Source organism: Luteimonas fraxinea, from assembly GCF_021233355.1.
GTDB classification, from domain to species: domain Bacteria; phylum Pseudomonadota; class Gammaproteobacteria; order Xanthomonadales; family Xanthomonadaceae; genus Luteimonas; species Luteimonas fraxinea.
Genome location: NZ_CP089507.1, coordinates 3,307,481 through 3,325,728, shown reverse-complemented (window position 1 = coordinate 3,325,728; position 18,248 = coordinate 3,307,481). Strand labels below are relative to the sequence as shown.

The 18,248-nt window shown below is 67.9% G+C and carries 13 protein-coding genes and 1 tRNA gene; 7 read left to right on the top strand and 7 right to left on the bottom strand.

The window, feature by feature from the left end; translation table 11 throughout:
* Window positions 1–35 precede the first annotated feature (35 nt).
* Window positions 36–824: a cytochrome C assembly family protein gene (locus LU699_RS14965; RefSeq protein ID WP_232136094.1), complete on the top strand. Its 789-nt coding sequence runs from the start codon at window positions 36–38 to the stop codon at window positions 822–824.
* 9 nt (window positions 825–833) lie between these two features.
* Here LU699_RS14965 and LU699_RS14960 read toward each other — a convergent pair whose 3' ends face one another.
* On the bottom strand, window positions 834–4,283 hold the full coding sequence (locus tag LU699_RS14960; RefSeq protein WP_232580225.1) for an autotransporter family protein: 3,450 nt from the start codon (window positions 4,281–4,283) through the stop codon (window positions 834–836).
* Window positions 4,284–4,568: 285 nt separating this feature from the next.
* Here LU699_RS14960 and LU699_RS14955 point away from each other — a divergent pair, with 285 nt between their 5' ends.
* The 5 genes from LU699_RS14955 to LU699_RS14935 all read left to right on the top strand — a co-directional run bounded on the left by LU699_RS14955 (window position 4,569) and on the right by LU699_RS14935 (window position 10,151).
* Window positions 4,569–5,294 carry a hypothetical protein gene (locus LU699_RS14955; RefSeq protein WP_232136096.1) on the top strand — a complete coding sequence of 242 codons (726 nt, stop codon included), beginning with the start codon at window positions 4,569–4,571 and terminating at the stop codon, window positions 5,292–5,294.
* Between the two features lie 106 nt (window positions 5,295–5,400).
* Complete coding sequence (locus tag LU699_RS14950; RefSeq protein ID WP_232136097.1) at window positions 5,401–5,859, top strand: MarR family winged helix-turn-helix transcriptional regulator; 459 nt, start codon at window positions 5,401–5,403, stop codon at window positions 5,857–5,859.
* 2 nt (window positions 5,860–5,861) lie between these two features.
* Window positions 5,862–7,364: an efflux transporter outer membrane subunit gene (locus LU699_RS14945; protein ID WP_232136098.1), complete on the top strand. Its 1,503-nt coding sequence runs from the start codon at window positions 5,862–5,864 to the stop codon at window positions 7,362–7,364.
* Window positions 7,361–8,560, top strand: coding sequence for an HlyD/EmrA/EmrK family protein (locus tag LU699_RS14940; protein ID WP_232136099.1), 1,200 nt, complete (start codon window positions 7,361–7,363; stop codon window positions 8,558–8,560). Before LU699_RS14945 ends, LU699_RS14940 begins: the two co-directional genes overlap by 4 nt.
* Before the next feature lie 22 nt (window positions 8,561–8,582).
* Window positions 8,583–10,151, top strand: coding sequence for a DHA2 family efflux MFS transporter permease subunit (locus LU699_RS14935; protein ID WP_232136100.1), 1,569 nt, complete (start codon window positions 8,583–8,585; stop codon window positions 10,149–10,151).
* Between the two features lie 90 nt (window positions 10,152–10,241).
* On the opposite strand, the gene LU699_RS14930 is transcribed toward LU699_RS14935, so the two are convergent.
* On the bottom strand, window positions 10,242–10,817 hold the full coding sequence (locus tag LU699_RS14930; protein ID WP_232136101.1) for a hypothetical protein: 576 nt from the start codon (window positions 10,815–10,817) through the stop codon (window positions 10,242–10,244).
* A 26-nt stretch (window positions 10,818–10,843) separates the two neighbouring features.
* On the bottom strand, window positions 10,844–12,232 hold the full coding sequence (gene radA, locus LU699_RS14925; RefSeq protein ID WP_232136102.1) for a DNA repair protein RadA: 1,389 nt from the start codon (window positions 12,230–12,232) through the stop codon (window positions 10,844–10,846).
* 213 nt (window positions 12,233–12,445) lie between these two features.
* Between radA and LU699_RS14920 the strand changes: the two genes are divergently transcribed.
* Window positions 12,446–13,501, top strand: coding sequence for a diguanylate cyclase (locus LU699_RS14920; RefSeq protein ID WP_232136103.1), 1,056 nt, complete (start codon window positions 12,446–12,448; stop codon window positions 13,499–13,501).
* A gap of 63 nt (window positions 13,502–13,564) precedes the next feature.
* On the opposite strand, the gene LU699_RS14915 is transcribed toward LU699_RS14920, so the two are convergent.
* The 4 genes from LU699_RS14915 to ileS form a co-directional block, all read right to left on the bottom strand.
* Window positions 13,565–13,640: transfer RNA gene (locus tag LU699_RS14915), tRNA-Thr, on the bottom strand.
* 36 nt (window positions 13,641–13,676) lie between these two features.
* Window positions 13,677–14,627, bottom strand: a complete 951-nt coding sequence (gene ispH, locus LU699_RS14910; protein WP_232136104.1) for a 4-hydroxy-3-methylbut-2-enyl diphosphate reductase — start codon at window positions 14,625–14,627, stop codon at window positions 13,677–13,679.
* 294 nt (window positions 14,628–14,921) lie between these two features.
* Window positions 14,922–15,413 carry a signal peptidase II gene (gene lspA, locus LU699_RS14905; protein WP_232136105.1) on the bottom strand — a complete coding sequence of 164 codons (492 nt, stop codon included), beginning with the start codon at window positions 15,411–15,413 and terminating at the stop codon, window positions 14,922–14,924.
* Complete coding sequence (gene ileS, locus LU699_RS14900) at window positions 15,413–18,229, bottom strand: isoleucine--tRNA ligase (protein ID WP_232136185.1); 2,817 nt, start codon at window positions 18,227–18,229, stop codon at window positions 15,413–15,415. Before ileS ends, lspA begins: the two co-directional genes overlap by 1 nt.
* Window positions 18,230–18,248 lie beyond the last annotated feature (19 nt).

Genomic DNA, 18,248 nt, shown 5'->3' with positions numbered 1-18,248 from the left:
CCCTCCGGAAGCGCCCGGCATGAGACACTCGCGCGATGACAATCGTTCTCATCGCAGCCCTGCTCTATCTGCTGGCGGCCGCGGCGCTCGTGCGCGGCGTCGCCCGCGAGCCGGCGCCGGGCAGGCTCTGGTGGGCAGCGCCTGCGCTCGGCGCAATCGCATTGCACGTGGCGGCACACGTGCTGGTGTGGCGCGAGGTCGGCGCCGAACTGCATTTCTTCGCGGCGCTGTCGCTGGTCGGCCTCGGCATGGCCGCGCTGACGGTGCTCTATGACGTGCGTGGTCGCATGGCAGCGCTGGGCGTGATCGTGTTTCCGATCACCGCCTTGACGCTGCTCGGCTACGGCCAGGCCGCGCATCCCTCGTCCAACACGCTCGACTGGCGCCTGCAGATGCATGCCTGGTTCGCGCTGCTGGCCTACGCCGCGCTCGCCGTTGCCGCCTTGCTCGCACTGCTCCTGTGGGCGCAGGAACGCGCGCTGCGCCGACGCGAATTCCATCGTTGGCTGCGCGCGCTGCCGCCGCTGACCGAACTCGAATCGCTGCTGTTCCGCACGATCTGGGTCGGATTCGCTCTGCTCACCGCCACGCTCGTCACCGGCGTGCTGTTCGTCGACGATTTCTTCGCCCAGCACCTGATGCACAAGACCGTGCTCAGCGTGCTGTCGTGGCTGGCCTTCGGCGCCCTGCTGTTCGGCCGCTGGCGCCACGGCTGGCGCGGCGCCCGCGCCGTCGGCTGGACCCTAGCCGCGATGGCCCTGCTGGTGCTGGCGTTCTTCGGCAGCAAGTTCGTGCTGGAGCTGGTGCTGCGGCGGACCGTCTGACGTCGCGCATCACCAGTCCAGACGCACGCCCAGCGTGCCCTCCAGCACCCGCCGACGCTCACCGCCAAGATTGCGCGTGACATCGCCGACCGCGAACACGCTGACGCCGTCGCTGATCCGCGACACCACGCCACCACCGATCTCGAGCGCCGTGCCCCGACGCTCGCTGGCCAACACATCGCCGCCCAGAACGACACAGTCGGTGCTGCTGATGTCGTGCCAGAGGCTGGCCTTCAGGTAGGGCCGTACGATGCCCACCGCGGTGTCGTAGCTGCCATGCAGCCGCGCACCGACCCGCGCGGTTACCGCGTCGCCTGCATCGAACCCGACGGTGGAAAACCGATCTGCGACATCGTCGAACGACACGCGTTGCCAGATCAGCTGCGCCTGCGGCTCTAATACCCAGCGCTGACCGAGCGCGACCGGCCAGCCGCCTTCCAGCGAAGCACTGAGACCGTCGCCGTCGAGCTGTACGCCCAGATTCCGGCTCGATCGGGTATCGCCATCCAGCCGGGACGCCATCACGACCGCGTCGATGTAGCTCCCGCCCGGTGCGATACGCGACCAGCTCAAGCCGACGTGGTCGCCGTCGAGCCGCAGGTCGCCCACGGTGAGGTTGTCCCAGCCGAGCGCAAAACCACGCACGTCGCCGCGCAACCGGGCCTGGCCGGCAAACACGCCAATGCGATGTCGTGCCTCACCGCCTTGCCCGGAGGCATACACGTAGAGTCCGGCCTGCACGCCGTTCAATCCGCCATCTAAAGCAGGGCCTGCTGTGCCGCGCCACGCCTGCTCTCGCCGCTGTCCCAGCACGCGCACCCAACCTGCGGACAGCGCGCCCTCCGACTGCAGCAGACCCTGCTCGCCCTGGCGTTCGTGGAACATGCCGAGCATCGCGATGCCCATCTCGTAGGCCGCCGGCGGCACGACCGCATAGGCAGGCGTCTCGATGCGGAACAAGGGCACTACATCATCGATTCGTGGTGTGGCGCCCGGGGTCGGCGGTTCCGGTGGCGGAGGCACTGGTTCGCCCGGCAACACAGGTGAAGGCGGCGACGGGGGCTGGATCGGAGGTGCGGGTTCGGGAACGCCTGGATCGGGCGCAACGGGCGGCACCGGCGCAGGTTGCGGCGGAGGCGGCGGGTCGGGATTCCCGGGTGACGGCACCGGCGCCGCCACGAGGGTATTGCGTAGATACCAATTGTCCGCGGTGCCTGCGCTGATGCCGCCCCGGAACAGCAGATATTCGTAGGCGCCTGCGGCCACGGGTGCGTTGAGTGCGAAAGCGTCACCGTCCGTGCCCGCGCCGTTGATCGTCTGGACCAGCAAGATGCCGTCCGTGCGCGTCTGTGCCCCGGCGCCACCTGCATTGACGACGTCCAAGCCGGTCAAACCACTGGCACGGCCGCCGGCGATGACGAAACGGTCCGATGCCGAATCGTCGTCGCCGAGCACCGTGTCCAGGCGGAGCGAACCGCCCGCGCCGATGTAATCGCCGACGATCGTCAGCCGGTCGCCCGCACCGGACGCGCCATTGGTGAAGTCGATCAGGCCGGCATTGACCAGTGTGGCAGTGCGCCCGGACACGAACGGCGCGACCGCCGCATTTGCGCCGGCACCCACGAGAAGCTGGCTGGTCGAATCGATCTCGAACCGGCCCGTCGCGGAGCCGGCATCGCCGAGCACGAAATCGCTGTCGAGCGTCAGCGCCGATGCGTTCGTCAACGCCACCAGCTCCCATCGCGTGTAGCGCGCAGCGCCGGCGGATGTCGTGCCGTCGAAGGTCAGCCGATCGATGGCGTTGCCCGTCGTGACGTCGGCACCGGTACCGCCATCGATCAACCGGTCTGTGGCCGCACTCGCTGTCAGCAACGTGTCGTCAAGACCGCGCAGAGTCGCCTGGTCATCCCCCGCGCCCAGCGCGACATCACCGCCGATGCTGCCGGCGCCAGTCCATTCGAAGCGGTCGCTGCCCTGCCCCGTCGTGATGCCACCGCCGATGGCGCCACCGCTGACCTGCACGAGATTGTTGCCGTGCAATTGCACGCTCGCACTGCCCGGATTGAACAGCAGCACGTCACCAGCAATGCGGCCGCCGGACACGATCACCGTGTCGTTGCCGTTGTTGAACGTCACGCCGCCACCGATCGCGCCGCCCGTCAGTACCAGCAGGTCATTGCCCTGCGCCGCGCGCACGTTGCCATCAATGCTGCCGCCGGACATGCGCATCTCGTTGTTCGCCTGCTCGAGATCCACTTCGCCGACGCGGCCGCCGGTCATCGTGAAGAAATCGCCGGCGAAGAACAGACCGACAATTCGTCCGCCGCGGACTTCTGCGTAGTCGAGTTCGCTGCCCTGGTTCAACGACCCGATCGTGCCGCCGGTCATCAGGAAGCGATCGACACCCGTGCCCTGGTTGACCGCGCCCAGCACCACACCGTCGCTGATCTCGAGCACGTCGTTGCCGCCGCCCTGGCTGACGCTGCCGATGCTGCCGCCGGTGACTGCAAGCGTGTCGATGCCACCGCCCGTCGTCAGTGCGCCGGCGATCTCGCCACCGCCGACCAGCGCGACGTTGCTGCCTTCTCCCTGATCCAGATCACCGCCGATGCGACCGCCCGAAACCTCGGCGCGATCGTTGCCGTCACCCTGCAGGACCGCATCGTCGATCGTGCCGCCGGCGAGCACGAACAGATCGTCGACGGCGCCCTGATTCAAGCCGCCCGCGACCGCGCCGCCGCGCATGTCGAACACGTCGACACCGCTGCCGGTCAGCACGTAGCCGCCGATGCGGCCGCCACTGATCCGCACCGTGTTGGCGCCGTTGCCGAAGTTCACCGTGCCGCCGATGTCGCCAGCGGACAGTTCCAGCAGATCGTTGTTCTGCGCGGCACTGACGTTGCCGTCGATGTTGCCGCCCGACATGCGCATCTCGTTGTTGCCCTGCTCGAGGTTGACTTCGCCGATCCGGCCGCCGGTCATCGTGAAGAAGTCGCCGGCGAAGAACAGGCCGATGATCCGCCCGCCATGGACTTCCGCGAAATCGAGCTGGCTGCCCTGGTTGAGCGAGCCGATGGTGCCGCCGGTCATCACGAAACGGTCGACGCCCTCGCCCTGGCTCACCGCGCCTGCGACCGTTCCATCGGCGATCACGAAGCTGTCGTTGCCGGCGCCCTGGGTGACGTTGCCGGTGATGGCACCCGACTGCATGTCGATTCGGTCCGCACCTGCGCCGAACACCACGTTGCCATCGATGACCCCGCTGCCGCCGGCCGGGAAGGTGAGACTGTTGCTGCCGCCGGTGTCGACGAGATCGCCGGTGTACACGTCGCTGCTGCAGACATGGGCATCGTTGCCCGTCGTGGGTACGGGTACACAGTCTGCATTCGCGTTGGCCGACACGATCGACAGGGATGCGGCGATCGCACCCGCCAGCGCCGAGCGGGACACGCGGCGCATGCGCCGGTTCGTGATCATCATCAATGGACCTCCCGCGGCTTACGCCGCTTCGGCGCCGTGTCGTGCCTCGACGGCGTCCGCGCAACCCCTGCCCGGCGATCTGACACCGGCCGTGCGTGAGACACGCGTGAACCCTGAAGTCCAATCGCGGCCAGGTACAACCGGCGTGCGCAGCTGGCCGCGTTGGCCGCGCATCGCGATCTCCTTGTCGGATGGTGCGACAGCGCGACTGGCGCGGACGCGCATGTTCTGACAATTTCCCGTTTTCTTGATCCGGAAGCCCGCATGCGCACATGGACGTCCAACGCTGTTCTCGCATCTGCACTCGCGTGCCTCTCGTCAGCGGGCGCGCCTGCAGCTGCCAGTGCGGAACCGTCTTCACCGATCCACGGCCACATCGAATTTCTGTGGGAGGCTCCCGCACCCGGCTCGGAAGCGCGGCCGGTTGCGCTGGGACTGCTGACCCGGCCCGAGGTCCCGCACCTCGCCTGCTGGAAATCGGCCGCGTTTCCGCAGCGCACGGTCGAGGTCCGGCTGGAGATCGATGATGCGCAAGGGCGGCACGCGCTGTGGGTCGGCGCCGAAACCGGCACACGGTCGCAGGTCGTCCGCTGCCGCGACATCGATCTGGCCGCGCTCGGCGTCGCACCGGGCATGCGCCGCGTAATCCTGCGTTTCGACGGGCAAGTTGCCGCGGAGGCGACGATCGAAGTCGCCGACAGTCTCGACACCGCCGCCTTCCATCGCGGCGACCGCACCTTCGTCAATGGCCGCACGCGCTACCTGACCGACATCGCGCCGGCGGACTACAGCGGCCGCTTCGTCTGGGTCCTGACTTTTGGGCCGGACGGCCGGGTAATCGCGGTGGAGACTGAAGTCGCCGAAGGCCTGGCCGCGACCCGGCTGCGCGCGGCTGGCGACGCCGCAGCGTGGCTGTACCGGATCGGCGCGGATCCCGACCAGCCCGAGCGCAAGTTGCGCCAGCCCTATGACCTCGTGCCCGGCGGCTGAGCTCGGATTCCTGATCTGAATGGCGGCAAACCCGCTGCCCGGAATCCGCTTGCGGCAACAATACTTGCCTTGACAACAATTGCACAGGCGAGGAATATGCGGGCCCATGGACACCACCCGCGCCTGCGCCTCCGCCAGCGGTTCTTCGCTGGGCCTGCTGTTCCGGCAGGTCCGCGACGCCATGTGGGCGCGGATGGCCGATGAACTGTCGAACGCCGGCCACGATCTGAGTTTCAGCCAGTACATCACGCTGAAGAAGCTTGCCCTCGGCACCACGGGCGCGACCGATCTGGCGCGCGCAGCCGAACTCAATCCCGGTGCGATGACGCGGTTGATCGACAAGCTGATCGAACGCGGCCTGGTCGAGCGGCACGCCGATCCCGGCGACCGGCGCGTGGTGCGCATCCAGCTCAGCGATCAAGGCCAGGCGATCTGGCGCGACATCGACCAGTGCGGCAACCGTGTGCGCGAGCGCGCGATGTCGGGCATGGACGAGGCCGAGCGCCTGCAGTTCATCCGCGTCCTCGAACAGGTCCGCGACAACCTCTCCTTCCCCGGACAGTGACCATGTCTTCTTCCACGACACGCGCCCCGCGCCGGGCGCGGGCTGCCGCATTGCCGATCGTTGCTGTGCTCGCATCTGCGCTGCTGCTTGCCGGCTGTGCCAGCAGCCGCGGGCTCGCGCCGCAACTGACCGCCACCGATGCCGACACGCTCGCCACCGCGCGCAGTCTTGGCGGTGACTCGCTGAGCGCGGCCGATTTCCCGCAGGCCGACTGGTGGACGGCGTTCGCCGATCCGCAGCTCGACGCGCTGATCGACGAAGCCCTGCGCGACAGCCCGTCGCTGGCCGCGGCCGATGCCCGCGCCCGCAGCGCGCGTGCGCAGGCCGGACTCGCCGACGCGCAGCGCAACCCGACACTCGTTGCCAGCGCACGCGTGAGTGGCGTGCAACTGCCCGCGACCATCGCGCCCGAACCGCTCGGCGGCGACTTCAAAGCCAGCAACGTGCTGACGTTGAATTTCGCGTGGGCGCCCGATCTGTGGGGCGGCCAGCGCGCCACGTTCGAAGCCGCCGCCGGCCAGGCACGCGCCGCGGAAGTGGATGTGCAGGCAGCGCGGCTCACTCTGTCGGCCAATGTCGCGCGCACCTACATCGCGCTGGCGCAGGCCTTCGACACGCAGGATGTCGCCGCGCGCGAACAGGCGCGTGCGAGCCGCCTGCGCGATCTCGCCGCGCAGCGCGTCGACGCCGGTCTCGACAACCAGCTGCAGTTGCGCAACGCAGACGCTTCGATCGGCATCGCGCGCCAGCAGGCACAGGCCGCGCAGCAGCAGATCGATGGACTGCGCAATGCGCTGGCCGCGTTGCTGGGCAAAGGCCCGGACCGCGGCCTCGACATCGCACGTCCGCAATTGCTGCAGGCCGCCGCGCCGAACGTGCCAGCCGTGCTGCCGAGCGAACTGCTGGGCCATCGCGCCGACGTCGTCGCTGCGCGCTGGCGGGTGGAAGCCGCATCGCGCGGCGTGGATGCGGCGCAGGCAGCGTTCAAGCCGAGCGTCAATCTCAGCGCGCTGGTCGGCCTCGCCGCCGGCAATCTGTCGGACCTGTTCGGCAGCGACGCGGTGCTCGGCCTCGGCGGACCGGCGATCAGCCTGCCGATCTTCGATGGCGGCCGTCTGCGCGCGGGCCTGTCGCAACGCGATGCCGATTACGACCTCGCCGTCGCCAGTTACAACCAGACGCTGGTGACGAGCCTGCGCGAAGTGACCGACGCGCTGCAGTCAGCGCGCGCATTCGATGCGCAGATCGCGACAGTCAGTGAGGCCACCGAAGCCGCACGCCAGGCCTTCGCACTCGCGGATACGCGCTACCAGGCGGGCCTCGGCAACCAGCTCGATGTGCTCGCCGCGCAACGTCCGCTGTTCCAACTCGAACAGCAACTCGCTGCATTGCGCGCGCAGCGTCTCGGCGCATCGGTCGATCTCGACCGCGCGCTCGGCGGCGGCCTCGTGCCGACCGCACCCACCTCTTCCATGCAGACCCACGCCGGGACGATCACGCCATGACTTCCGAATCCACATCCGCTGCTGCTGCCGCCGCGCCACAGAAGAACGGCAAGCGCCGCCGCGCGCTTCTGATCCTCGCCGCTGTGACCATCATTGCCGGCATCGGCTGGGCCGCGTGGTATCTGCTGGTCGCGCGCTGGCACCAGGACACCGACGATGCCTATGTGCAGGGCAACGTCGTCAGCATCGTGCCGCAGACGATGGGCACGGTCGTGTCGATCGATGCCGACGAAGGGATGCGCGTCGAAGCCGGCCAGGCGCTGGTGCATCTGGATCCCAACGACGCGCAGGTCGCCTACGACCAGTCCGTCGCGAATCTTGCCGGCACCGTGCGTCAGGTGCGCGGGCTCTACAGCAGCGTCGAATCCGGCCAGGCCGATCTCGCCGCGCGTCAGGTCGCCGTGCGCCAGGCGCGCGAGGACGTGAAGCGTCGCGAGGGGCTCGTCGCCAGCGGCGCGGTCTCGCGCGAGGAACTCGCGCATGCACGCGACATTCTGGCCGGCGCCGAAGCGGCGTTGTCGGGTTCGCAGGGCCAGCTGTCGCGCAGTCGCGCGCTGGTGGATGCGACCGAAATCGCCAGCCAGCCGCAGGTGCAGGCCGCCGCCGGCCAGCTGCGCCAGGCGTGGCTCAACCTGCAGCGCATGGCGATCGTCGCGCCGGTGTCGGGCCATGTCGCCAAGCGCGACGTGCAGCTCGGCCAGCGCGTGGCGCCGGGCAATACGCTGATGACGATCGTGCCGCTGGAACAGGTGTGGATCGAAGCGAACTTCAAGGAAACCCAGCTCACCAGAATGCGCATCGGCCAGCCGGTCGAAGTGCACGCCGATCTCTACGGCAGCGACGTGCGCTACGACGGTCGCGTCGCGAGTCTCGGCATGGGCACGGGCAGCGCGTTCTCGCTGCTGCCGGCGCAGAACGCTAGCGGCAACTGGATCAAGATCGTGCAGCGTGTGCCGGTGCGGATCGAACTCGATCCCAAGCAGGTCGTCGAGCATCCGTTGCGACTCGGCCTGTCGATGCACGTCGATGTCGCCATCCGCGACCAGGATGGCGCCGTGCTCGCCTCGGTTGATGCGCCGCGCAACACGCCGCTGCTGTCGACCGATGCCTACGCCGAACAGCTGGCGCAGGCCGATGCCCTGATCGAACGCACCATCGCGCAGAACCTGCCGGCCACCACCGTCGCCCGTCGCTGATCCGCCGCCCGCCGAGTCCGCCATGTCCACGACCACTGCCGACGCGCCGGGCGCCCCTGCCGCGCCAACCGCGTTCCGTCCGCCGAATCTCGCGCTGACGACGATCGGCCTCGCGCTGGCGTCGTTCATGCAGGTGCTCGACATCACGATCGCCAACGTGTCGCTGCCGACGATCGCCGGCAACCTCGGCGCGAGTTCCAACCAGGCGACGTGGGTGATCACTTCGTTCGCGGTCAGCAACGCGATCGCGCTGCCGCTGACCGGCTACATGGTCCGACGCTTCGGAGAGCGCAAGCTGTTCGTGTGGGCGACGTTCGCGTTCGTGCTCGCGTCACTGCTGTGCGGTCTTGCGTCGAGCATGGGGTTTCTGGTCGCCGCGCGCGCGATCCAGGGCTTCGTCGCCGGCCCGATGTATCCGGTCACCCAGGCGCTGCTGATCTCGATCTATCCACCGGCCAAACGCGGTCAGGCCATTGCATTGCTCGCGATGGTCACCGTGGTCGCGCCGATCTGCGGACCGATCCTCGGCGGCTGGATCACCGACAACTACAGCTGGGAATGGATCTTCTTCATCAACGTGCCGATCGGCATCTTCGCCAGCGTCGTCGTCGCCAACCAGCTGCGCGGCCGGCCCGAAAAGCTCGAAACGCCGAAGATGGATTACGTCGGGCTGATCACGCTGATCATCGGCGTTGGTGCGCTGCAGACGCTGCTCGACCTCGGCAACGAGGAAGACTGGTTCGAGTCGACCAAGATCGTCTGGCTCGGCATCACCGCGGTGATCGGCCTGGCGGTATTCCTGATCTGGGAACTCACCGAGAAGGATCCGATCGTCAATCTGCGCCTGTTCCGGCACCGCAATTTCGCCTTCGGCACGATCGCGATGGTGCTCGGCTACGCGGCGTTCTTCGCGGTCGGCCTGCTGGTGCCGCTATGGCTGCAGCGCAACCTCGGCTACACGCCGATCTGGGCCGGCTTCGCGACCGCGCCGATCGGCATTCTGCCGGTACTGCTCACGCCACTGGTCGGCAAGTACGCGACGCGTTTCGACCTGCGCGTGCTCGCCAGCTTCGCCTTCATGGTCATGGCGTTCACCAGCTTCCTGCGCTCGGGCTTCAATCTCGACGTCGACTTCCAGCACATCGCGACGGTGCAGCTGTGGCAGGGCCTCGGCGTCGCGCTGTTCTTCATGCCGGTGCTGACGATCCTGCTGTCGGATCTGGAGCCGCACGAGATCGCCGCAGGCTCGGGCCTGGCGACGTTCTGCCGCACGCTCGGCGGCAGCTTCGCCGCGTCATTGACGACGTGGGGCTGGAACCAGCGCACCACGGTGCATCACGCGCAGCTGATCGAACACATCCCCGCACACGACCCGACGCTGCAGCAGACCGTCACCGCACTCGGCAACGGCGACGTGCAACGCGGCGCGATGATGCTCGACCAGATGATCGCGCAGCAGGCTGCGCAGCTCGGCTTCAACGACATCTTCCACCTGCTCGGCATCCTGTTCCTGGTGGTGATCGCGTTCGTGTGGATGGCGAAGCCGCCGTTCGTGGCGAAGCTCGGCGGCTCGGCGTCGGGCGGACACTGAGTCGAACTCAAGAACCTGTGGGAGCGCGCTTGCGCGCGATGGCTTTGCTGGGACAGCCACATCGCGCGCAAGCGCGCTCCCACAGAATCGTCAGGCGGCTGCCAGCAGGACCACGCCGGTGACCAGACCCAGCGCCGTGCCGCCGAGCACCTCCGGCACCGTGTGCCGCGCCATCCGCAATCGCGCCCAGCCCAGCAATGGCAACGCAGCCAGCGCGACGATCGATGCCGCAGGCCACAGTGGCCACGCAGCCACGCCCGCGAACGACAGGCTCGCCATGTGCAGCGACAGCTTGATCCAGCGGTTGGCGATGCCGGCGACGCACAGCATCGCGACCGCCGCCAGTACGCCGTTCGACGTCGCCGACGCGCGGCCGCCCATCCATATCCAGTAAGCACCCGCGACAAGCAACGCCAGCGCGTACAGCAGCGGTCGCTCCTGCCGCCGTGAGGCATCGACGGTCTGCCAGTGGCCGCCGCGGCGCCGCTGCCAGATGAAGACCGACACGATCGCGATCGCGACGCCGATACCGAGCGCGGTGCGCGACAGCGATGCGGGATCGACGCGCCACGCCGCCAGCAGCGCGAGCGCTGCAAGCACGAGAAAGGGATGCAGGACGATGGAAACGACGCGCGCAGCGGTCGTCGAGATGGACGTTGGGGACATCGCCCGATGTTAGCCGGCGCGCCGCGTCAGATGTGTTCCAGCGCCTCGGCCAGACGTTCGACGCCGATCACTTCCATGCCCTTGAAGCTGCCGGTCTTCGGCGCGTTCGCTTTCGCGACGATCGCGCGCTTGAAGCCGTGTGTCGCCGCTTCGCGCAGGCGCTCTTCACCATTGGGCACGGGGCGGATCTCGCCGCTCAAGCCGACTTCGCCGAACGCGATGGTCTTGTCCGGCAACGGCGCGTCGCGCAGCGACGACAGGACCGACAGCAGCACCGGCAGGTCGGCTGCGGTTTCCTGCACGCGGATGCCGCCGACGACGTTGACGAAGACGTCCTGGTCGCCGGTCATGATGCCGCCGTGGCGATGCAGCACCGCCAGCAGCATCGCCAACCGGTTGCCTTCCATGCCCACCGCGACGCGGCGCGGATTCGACAGCGGCGACGCATCGACCAGCGCCTGCACCTCGACCAGCAACGGCCGCGTGCCTTCGCGCGTGACCATCACGCAACTGCCGGGCTGCGGCGTGCTGCCGCCGGACAGGAAGATCGCCGACGGGTTCGGCACTTCCTTGAGACCCTTGTCGCCCATCGCGAACACGCCGAGTTCGTTGACCGCGCCGAAGCGATTCTTGAACGCGCGCATGACCCGGAACCGGCTGCCGCTGTCGCCTTCGAAATACAGCACCGCATCGACCATGTGCTCCAGCACGCGCGGACCGGCGATGCCGCCTTCCTTGGTCACGTGGCCGACGAGGAACACGGCGGTGCCGGTTTCCTTGGCGTAGCGCACCAGACGCGCGGCGGATTCGCGGACCTGGCTCACCGAGCCCGGGGCTGCGGTCAGCGATTCGGTCCACAGCGTCTGGATCGAGTCGGCGATGATCAGCTTCGGTCGCAGTTCCGATGCGTGCTGCAGGATTCGCTCGATGCCGGTCTCGGCCAGCGCATGCAGGCCATCGAGCGACAGCCCGAGCCGCACCGCGCGACCCGCGACCTGAGCCAGCGATTCCTCACCGGTGACGTATAGACCTGGCAGCGTGCCGGCCATCTGCGCCAGCGCCTGGAGCAGCAGCGTCGACTTGCCGATACCCGGATCGCCGCCGACCAGCACCACCGCGCCTTCCACCAGACCACCGCCGAGCACGCGATCGAACTCGCCGATGCCGGTCGATACGCGCACGTCTTCGCCCTGCTGCACGTCCTTGAGCGCCATGACCTTGGGCGCGTCGATCTTTCCGGCCCAGCCGCTGCGACGCGACGCCGGCGAACTGGCCGCGGCCGCGCTTTCGAGCACGATCTCGGAAATCGAATCCCAGGCGCCGCAGGCACTGCACTGGCCCTGCCACTTGTTGAAATCAGCGCCGCACTCGTTGCAGACGAAGGCGGTACGGGCTTTGGAAGCGGTCTTGGCCACGGCGTGTTTGCGAAAACGGGAATGGCCGCAGCATAGCGGAGCCCCGTCGCAGCATCGGAGACCCGACATCCGTGTGCGGCCATTTCCGACCACCGCCGCGCATGGGCCGAAGGTCATGCCGACTGCGGCGCACGTCACGAAACCCGCCGCGCACCTTCAGGTTCGCTCTACAATTTCCGCGCACGCCCCACGACTACGCGAGTCCGCACGCTGGTGCCTTACTACGACGACATCGCCGATCGCTCGCGCACGCCTGCGCTGCGCTTCGTGACCCGCATCCATCGCATGCGCATGCTCGGCACCCTGCTCTGCGCCGTGCCGATCGCATCGGTTCTGCACGAAACCGGCGCGCCGGGATGGACCTGGGCGGCGCTGCTCTTCAACGCACTGGTCTGGCCGCATATCGCCTGGCTGCTCGCGCGCCGTGCGCGCGATCCCGCGGCCGTCGAATACCGCAGCCTGGTCGTCGACGCCGCAGCCGGTGGCGTGTGGATCGCGGTCATGGGCGTCAACCTGTTGCCGTCGGCGGTACTGCTGACCGTGCTCAGTGCCGACCGGTTCGCTGCCGGTGGCTGGCGCCTGCTGTCGCGCGCGCTGCCCGCAATGCTCGCGGGTTTCGCACTGGTCTGGCTGCTGCTGGGCCAGCCGTTCGCGCCGGACACGTCGCTGCGCACCGTGCTCGCCTGTCTGCCGTTGATGTTCGTCTACCAGTTCGCACTGAGCGTGGTGACCTGGCGGCTGGGCCGCACGATCGCGCGCCAGAACCGCGAACTCGAACGCGCCACGCGCACCGATGCCGCCAGCGACTTGCCCAACCGCCGCCACTTCGACGCGCGCGCCGCGCACGCGTTCAAGCTCTACCAGCGCAGCGGGCGACAGGCGGCGCTGTTGCTGATCGACATCGACCAGTTCAAGACCACCAACGACCGCTACGGCCACGGCATGGGCGACGTGGTGGTGCGACGCGTGGGCGATGTGCTGCGCGACATCGCGACCGGCGACGACGTACCCGCGCGCTTCGGCGGCGACGAATTCGCGCTGCTGCTGACCTCCGCCGACCGCGAACTCGCGATCTCGATCGCCGAGCGCGTGCGTATCGGCGTCTCCGGCCTGACGTTCGAGGCCGAGCCCGGCATGGCATGCACGGTCAGCGTGGGCCTGGCCGAAACGCGCAGTGGACACACGACGCTCGCCGACTGGATCCGCGATGCCGACGCCGCGCTGTACCGCGCCAAGGCGGCGGGCCGCGATCGCGTGGAGATCGGCTGAGCACCCGGGCAACCCGAAGCGCACATGAAAAAGGCGACCCGGAGGTCGCCTTTTTCTTGAACCTGGTGCCGGAAATAGGAATCGAACCTACGACCTACGCATTACGAATGCGCCGCTCTACCAACTGAGCTATTCCGGCTTGGGACGCGAATTCTAGGGAGCGCGGCGCCTGCGGTCAATCGACCAGTTGCAGGCGCAGTTCCTTGGGCAGGGCGAAGACCATGTTCTCCGGCTCGCCCGACAGCTCGCGCAGTCCGTCCGCGCCGAGTTCGCGCAGGCGGTCGAGCACGCCCTGGACGAGGATGTCCGGCGCCGACGCGCCTGCGGTGACGCCGATATGGCGGCGGCCTTCGACCCAGCGCGGGTCGATTTCCTCGGCGCCGTCGATCAGGTATGCCTCCACGCCATCGCGTTCGGCCAGCTCGCGCAGCCGGTTGGAATTCGAGCTGTTCGGCGAGCCGACAACGAGTACCAGATCGCACTCGCGCGCGAGGTCGCGCACGGCGTCCTGGCGGTTCTGCGTGGCATAGCAGATGTCGTCGTTCTTCGGCCCCTGCAGCACCGGAAACTTCTCGCGCAGCGCCGCGATGACGCCGCGGGTGTCGTCGACCGACAGCGTGGTCTGCGTGGTGTAGGCGAGGTTTTCGGGCTGGTTGACGACCAGCGCGGCGACGTCGGACTCGTCCTCGACCAGATAGATCGAACCGGTGCCCGCCTCGGCGCGCCACTGGCCCATCGTGCCTTCGACTTCCGGGTGGCCTTCATGACCGATCAGCACCACGTCGCGGCCGGCGCGGCAGTGGCGCGCGACCTCGAAGTGCACCTTGGTCACCAGCGGGCACGTCGCATCGAACACCTTGAGACCGCGACGCGTGGCTTCCTCGCGGACGGCCTGCGAGACGCCATGCGCGCTGAAGATCACGGTGACGCCGTCGGGCACCTCGTCGAGCTCCTCGACGAAGATCGCGCCTCGACGCTTGAGATCTTCGACGACGAACCGGTTGTGCACGACTTCATGGCGCACATAGATCGGCGCGCCGAGCGTCTCGATCGCACGCTTGACGATCTCGATCGCGCGATCGACGCCGGCGCAGAAGCCGCGGGGGTTGGCGAGGACGATGTCCATAGAACCCAAGTTTACCGGAGCCTGTGGCGCCGAAACGAAACAGAAGCACGACGGAGCGTCTCCCGCACGGCACATACGCCCCTCTCCCCTTGGGAGAGGGGAACGGGGTGAGGGCGACGCCGCGGAAATGCTGCCTTTGAACCCCGAAAATCGCTGATGTGCGGGGTCATACGGATAAACGCGAAAGCACGACCCTCACCCGACGCGCTCTGCGCGTCGATCCCGGATCGAGTCCGAGGCAGGCTCTCTCCCTGAGGGAGAGGTGCCGGATCGCTCAGACCCCCGACGAAGCGACTACTTCGCCTTCTTCGCCGGAAAAAACCCGAACAACGCGATCCCGATCGCGCCACCGACGATCGCCGCATCCGCCAGGTTGAAGGCCGGCCAGTAGTGCTCCTGCCAGTGCCACTGGATGAAATCGACGACGTGGCCATGGATCTGCCGGTCGATCACATTGCCCAGGGCGCCGCCGATCACCAGCGCGAACGGCAGCGCGGTGCGCCAATCGCGGCGCGGGGTTTTGGCCAGCCACCAGCCGAGCGTGCCGCAGATCACGATCGCGAGGATCGTGAAGAACCACTTCTGCCAGCCGCCCGCATTGGCCAGGAAGCTGAACGCCGCGCCGGTGTTGTAGGTGCGATACCAGTTCCAGAAACCGTCGATGACCGGGATCGCGGTGTACTCGGGCAGCGAGGTCAGCACCCAGTATTTGGTCAGCTGGTCGAGCAGGATCACCACGACTGAGAGCACCAGCCACGGCAGGGCGTTGGGCTTCACCTTGGCCATCAGAACCACCTCCGCAGCTCGCCCTGCCCGTCGCGACCATCGGTCGCGATGTTCTCCACGCAGCGGCCGCACAACTCCGCGTGCTCGGCATGCGCGCCGACATCGCTGCGACGCTGCCAGCAGCGCACGCACTTGGCCTTGGTCGTTGCACGCGCGGTCACGCCGATCGCCGTCGCGCTGGCGTCATCGACGATCGTTACGTCACCGCTGATCAGCAGGAAGCGGAGTTCGTCGACCACCGGCGACAGCCAGTTCACGTCCGACACGCCGCAGCGCAGTTCGATCTCGGCATCGAGCGCCGCACCGATCTCACCGCTGGCGCGCATCGGTTCGAGCACCTTGGAGACGCGCTCGCGCAGTTCCAGCACGCGGTCGAAATCCTGCGCCGACCAGTCGGCATCGCTGCCGAGCCCAGTCAGGCCGGTGTACCAGGTCGCGAACTGCACGTTGGCTTCGCGGGTGCCGCCTACCGGCGCCGGCAGATGACTCCACAGCTCTTCCGCGGTGAAGCTCAGCACCGGCGCGATCCAGCGCGTGAACGCTTCGGCGATGTGGTACATCGCGGTCTGCGCGCTGCGACGGCCGACCGAATGCTCGGGCATCGTGTAGAGACGATCCTTGGTGACGTCGAGATACAGGGAACCCAGATCGACGCTGCAGAAATTCGACAGCGTCTGCACGATTTCGGCGAAGTCGTAGCGCGCGTAGGCATCTTCGATGCGCGCCTGCAGCTGGGCCGCGCGATGCACGATCCAGCGGTCCAGCGCGACCATGTCCTGTGGCGCGACGAGATCACGCGCCGGCTCGAAGCCGGCCAGATTGCCGAGCAGGAAGCGCGCGGTGTTGCGGATGCGGCGGTAGGCGTCGGCGGTGCGCTTGAGGATTTCCTGCGACAGCGACATCTCGTTGCTGTAGTCGGCCGAGGCGATCCACAGACGCAGGATGTCGGCGCCCAGCGTCTTCATGATGTCCTGCGGCTCGATGCCGTTGCCGAGCGACTTCGACATCTTGCGACCGTGTTCGTCGACGGTGAAACCGTGCGTCAGGCACTGCCGGTACGGCGCGGCCTTGTCGATTGCGACGCCGGTCAGCAGCGAAGACTGGAACCAGCCGCGATGCTGGTCCGAGCCTTCGAGATAGAGGTCGGCCGGCTTCTGGTAGCCACGCGCGAGCAGCACGCCTTCGTGGGTGACGCCGGAGTCGAACCAGACATCGAGGATGTCGGTGATCCGGTCGTAGTCCGCGGCCTCGTCGCCGAGCAGTTCGCTGGCGTCGAGCGTGTACCAGATGTCGACGCCGTGTTCTTCGACGCGATCGGCGACCAGACGCATCAGCTCGGTGCTGCGCGGATGCGGTTCACCGGTTTCGCGATGCACGAACAGCGCGATCGGCACGCCCCAGGTGCGCTGGCGCGAGATCGTCCAGTCCGGGCGTCCTTCGACCATGCCGGCGATGCGCGCCTGGCCCCACTCGGGATACCAGGTGACGTCCTTGATCGCGGCCAGCGCATCGTTGCGCAGGTTGGCCTGCGACATCGAGATGAACCACTGCGGCGTCGCGCGGAACGCGATCGGCGTCTTGTGGCGCCAGCAATGCGGATAGCTGTGCTCGATCTTCGCGAACGCGAGCAGGCTGCCCTGCGCACGCAACGCATCGACGATGACGTCGTTGGCCTTCCAGATGTGCAGACCCGCGAGCACGGTGTCGCCGATCGGCGGCGTCGACGGCAGATACACGCCGCGGCCATCGACCGGATTGAGCTGGGCCGCGGTGTAGCGGTCGAGCAGGCCGTAGACCTTGCCGACGACGTAGTCCTCCTGGCCGTGACCGGGCGCGGTATGCACGGCGCCGGTACCGTCTTCGGCCGACACGTGGTCGCCGAGGATCACCGGGATATCGCGCTCTGCGTAGAACGGATGCGCGAGCACCAGATGCTCGAGCGCGCTGCCGGCAACGCGGCCGTGCACGACGACATCGCCTTCGACGCCGTAGCGACGCAGTGCGCGTTCGGCCAGTGCATCGGCCAGCACCAGCCAGTGGCGACGGCCGTCCTGCGCGACCGGCCCCTCGACCAGCGCGTATTCGAGATCGGCGCCCAGCGACACGGCGAGCGATGCGGGCAGCGTCCACGGCGTGGTGGTCCAGATGGGCAGCGCGACATCGACGTCAGCCGGCAACGTCGCGCCGAACGCATGTGCGAACGCGGCGGAATCGCGCGCGACGTAGGCAACGTCGACCGCAGGCGAGACCTTGTCGGCATATTCGATCTCGGCTTCGGCCAGGGCCGAACCGCAGTCGAAGCACCAGTGCACCGGCTTCACGCCGCGGGTCAGATGGCCGTTGTCGACGACCTTGGCCAGCGCGCGCATCTCGTCGGCTTCGAAGCGGAAATCGAGCGTGCGATACGGGTTGTCCCAGTCACCGAGCACGCCGAGGCGCTTGAAGTCGCGGCGCTGGATGTCGATCTGCTCGTTGGCGTATTCGCGGCATTTCTGCCGGAACTCCACCGCATCGAGCTTGACGCCGACCTTGCCCCACTTCTTCTCGATCGCGATCTCGATCGGCAGGCCGTGGCAATCCCAGCCGGGGATGTAGGGCGCATCGAAACCCGCCATGCCCTTGGACTTGACGATGATGTCCTTGAGGATCTTGTTGACCGCATGGCCGAGATGGATCGAGCCGTTCGCATACGGCGGGCCGTCGTGCAGCACAAACTGCGGGCGTCCCTGCGCGTGCGCGCGCAGCTGCGCGTACAGGCCTTCCTCTTCCCAGCGCGCCAGCATCGCCGGCTCGCGCTTGGGCAGATCGCCACGCATCGGGAAGTCGGTCGCCGGC

Excerpts from the sequence above, each read along its gene's own strand:
- LU699_RS14945 (WP_232136098.1), top strand. The coding sequence starts at position 5,862 with ATGTCTTCTTCCACGACACGCGCCCCGCGCCGGGCGCGGGCTGCCGCA.
- ispH (WP_232136104.1), bottom strand. The coding sequence starts at position 14,627 with ATGGACATCGTCCTCGCCAACCCCCGCGGCTTCTGCGCCGGCGTCGAT.
- LU699_RS14930 (WP_232136101.1), bottom strand. The coding sequence starts at position 10,817 with ATGTCCCCAACGTCCATCTCGACGACCGCTGCGCGCGTCGTTTCCATC.
- LU699_RS14965 (WP_232136094.1), top strand. The coding sequence starts at position 36 with ATGACAATCGTTCTCATCGCAGCCCTGCTCTATCTGCTGGCGGCCGCG.
- LU699_RS14960 (WP_232580225.1), bottom strand. The coding sequence starts at position 4,283 with ATGCGCCGCGTGTCCCGCTCGGCGCTGGCGGGTGCGATCGCCGCATCC.
- ileS (WP_232136185.1), bottom strand. The coding sequence starts at position 18,229 with ATGCGTGGCGATCTGCCCAAGCGCGAGCCGGCGATGCTGGCGCGCTGG.
- LU699_RS14940 (WP_232136099.1), top strand. The coding sequence starts at position 7,361 with ATGACTTCCGAATCCACATCCGCTGCTGCTGCCGCCGCGCCACAGAAG.
- lspA (WP_232136105.1), bottom strand. The coding sequence starts at position 15,413 with ATGGCCAAGGTGAAGCCCAACGCCCTGCCGTGGCTGGTGCTCTCAGTC.
- LU699_RS14935 (WP_232136100.1), top strand. The coding sequence starts at position 8,583 with ATGTCCACGACCACTGCCGACGCGCCGGGCGCCCCTGCCGCGCCAACC.
- LU699_RS14955 (WP_232136096.1), top strand. The coding sequence starts at position 4,569 with ATGCGCACATGGACGTCCAACGCTGTTCTCGCATCTGCACTCGCGTGC.
- LU699_RS14950 (WP_232136097.1), top strand. The coding sequence starts at position 5,401 with ATGGACACCACCCGCGCCTGCGCCTCCGCCAGCGGTTCTTCGCTGGGC.